Genomic DNA, 2668 nt, shown 5'->3' with positions numbered 1-2668 from the left:
TGCGGGGCGCTGGCCTGTCGGCGGGATCGTTCCCGGACAATTCCCTCACAGCCTCTACCGGTGCCGCGACGGCAACTGAGGTCAACTCCCGTGACCGTTTGTCGGAACGTACTCGGGACAAGAAGATCAACTACTACAAGGCTGGTCTTCGCCCGTTCGCGCGGGCTGGGTTCGAACTCGACAACATCCAATTCGGGACGGGTCTCGAGCTGAAGGACATGCCGGAGATCCGGTTTCCGATTCGGCCGCAGCAAAGCCCGGTCGAGTTGGCCCAGACGCTCGGAACATTGTCGGCGGCGAATGGCGTCTCGGTCGAGCAGATGGTTCGCCAACAGCACCCGAACTGGTCGAGTGACGACGTCAACGACGAGGTCGACCGGATCTGGAAGGACGTCGAGCGCAAGGCGAAGCTGGCGTACGTCGCCGAACCCGACGTTCCGGACAGCGAGTACTGATCTTCGGGGGTGACGGCTGATGTCGTTAGGCCCCGAGCAGATCGAAGCTCTCATCCGGGCGTCGTCGGCGGTGTACGCCTCAGCCGAGCAAGTGCTGATCGGCCGTGTCGCCGCGGCCGTAGCCGAGGATGCCCGCCAACCGCGGTCCGGCGTGCGTCGGTGGAGCCGCATGAACGAATTCCGCAGCGCGGCGCGGGAGTTGATGGCCGGTGCCTACGTCCGTGGACGCAGAGAGGCGATACGGGCGCTGGCCGAGTCCGCGGATCGCGGCAGGCGTGCGGCGATGAAAGAGCTCCCGCCGGGATGGCTTCGGGAGTCAGCACCGCACGTGCCACGCACATCAGCCGCAACGCTGGTTCGCGCACCTGCGGGGTTGTTGCCGTCGTTGTCGAGGATGCATCCGCACATCCTGGCCTCAACCGAGGGCATCTACCGGCAGGTCATGGCAGGAGTCCTATCCTCCCGGATCCAGGGGGAAGCCGGTCGGGTGGCGCTCGCGCAGCAGATGCTCGACCGGTTCGCCGCACGCGGAATCACCGGCTTCGTCGATCGGCGCGGTCGCAGGATCAACCTGGTCAACTACGTCGAAATGGCAACCCGCACAGCATGCGCGCGGGCTGCGATGGATACGCACACGGCACTGCTGTCCGAGAACGGCTACGACCTGGTGCGTGTAAGCACCGTGGCGAATTGCTCACCACAATGCGCACCGTTCCAGGGTCGACTCCTGTCCCTGACTGGCGCCACACGCGGTGCGATCCACGCCGGCCGATCAGTCCCGGTGGTGGCGTCATTATCCGAGGCACGCGCACGCGGACTGCACCACCCGGGCTGCCGCCACGGTTTGCGACTGTGGGTGCCCGGCGACGATCTCCCGAACGTGCCACCGGTTGATCCCGCTGGATACGTGGCCACGCAACAGTTGCGAGCCCTCGAACGAGAGGTGCGGGCCAGCAAGCGGATGCGCGCGGCAGCGATCACCCCCGCTGCAATAGCAACGGCGAACACTCGCGTACGCGCAGCACAGAAGCAAATCCGAGAACTGGTCGACGAGACCGGCGTGCCACGCTTGCCGCGCCGAGAACAGATCGACCTCGGATACCGCACACGGCTCGAGCGCCCGGCGATGGTGACCGGCAACCCAGGTCCACCCACTCCTGACTCGCCTCGATCACATGGCGGCGACGGATACCAACGCCAACTGCAACGGCTCACCGACATCGACGTCGCAGCGACCGGATTCGAGGTCGCAGACCTGGACACATTCGGAGAACTGGTGGACGCAGTCGTCGACATGCACCACCGGTATCCGTGGGCGCGGGCGCCCCGCTTGCGAACACGAGACCTCCCCGAGCGGCACCTGGCGAACGCGGGCGGCAATCCGGATCCCGACAACCCCGGAGGATGGATCGTCGGCAGGCTCTCGGTTTCGGAGACAGTGCTCCGCGACCGGTCAGCCCTGCTGGCTTCACTCGAACAGGACGAGCAAGGCGGTTTCCACCCACGCAACTCAGCCCGCAGAGGGATGTGGTCGGTCATCGTCCACGAATTCGGGCACGTCATCGACCACCTCGGCAATCACACGGCGCGCCGGAAAGTGCTTCGGACGGTCACAGAGGTCATGTCACGGCATCCTGAGGTGGTGAAAGGCGACAACGACACTCAAACCCGCTGGCTGCAGAGTCAGATGTCGGGGTACTCGTTCCGCCACGACAACCCCATGATCGTCGATCCGGTCGAAGTTCTCGGCGAAGCGTTCCTCGACGTCGAACTCAACGGCGACGACGCAACGGAAGTCTCGCGCGCACTGCACGAGATGCTGCTCGCACAGGTTCCGGAGGCTAGAAAGCAATGAGAACCAACGGCACCCCGACCGGCTACTCCGAATGGCGAACACTATTCGAGTACGACATCAACCTCGCGATCGATGAGGGAGAAGTCAACTCTTGCAGCCCGTTCGGGCAATGGCACGACGACGCACTCGCAGCCATCATCACCGCCACACCGTCTGACAGACCTGCCGCGATCGCCGCGGCCTGGACGCAGTTCCACGCCGAACACCCCCAAGGCGCCTAACCCAACCGAACAGCCGACAAGCCCGCACACCACACCGGTGTAGCGGGCTTGTCGCCGTTCATGGTGCGTAGCTCACCCGGAGAGCAACCGGTTCCTGACCGGCGAGTCGCAGGTTCGACCCCTGCCGCATCAACGTC

2 protein-coding genes, 1 tRNA gene and 1 pseudogene are annotated in these 2668 nt (G+C 64.9%); all 4 read left to right on the top strand.

Annotated features, from left to right (window positions below; translation table 11 throughout):
• A pseudogene (locus ACH4F2_RS35620) lies at positions 1 to 455 on the top strand (hypothetical protein); the annotation flags it as partial.
• A 19-nt stretch (positions 456 to 474) separates the two neighbouring features.
• Positions 475 to 2310, top strand: a complete 1836-nt coding sequence (locus ACH4F2_RS35615) for a phage minor capsid protein (RefSeq protein ID WP_353798929.1) — start codon at positions 475 to 477, stop codon at positions 2308 to 2310.
• Positions 2307 to 2531: a hypothetical protein gene (locus ACH4F2_RS35610; protein WP_351645284.1), complete on the top strand. Its 225-nt coding sequence runs from the start codon at positions 2307 to 2309 to the stop codon at positions 2529 to 2531. The genes ACH4F2_RS35615 and ACH4F2_RS35610 overlap by 4 nt, the downstream gene beginning before the upstream one ends.
• Positions 2532 to 2592: 61 nt before the next feature.
• Positions 2593 to 2664: transfer RNA gene (locus ACH4F2_RS35605), tRNA-Arg, on the top strand.
• Positions 2665 to 2668: the final 4 nt, after the last annotated feature.

It is taken from the genome of Streptomyces sp. NPDC017890, from assembly GCF_044328675.1.
In the GTDB taxonomy this organism is placed as follows: domain Bacteria; phylum Actinomycetota; class Actinomycetes; order Streptomycetales; family Streptomycetaceae; genus Streptomyces.
The sequence above is the reverse complement of the archived record's forward strand: the minus strand, read 5'-3'. Positions and strand labels throughout refer to the sequence as shown.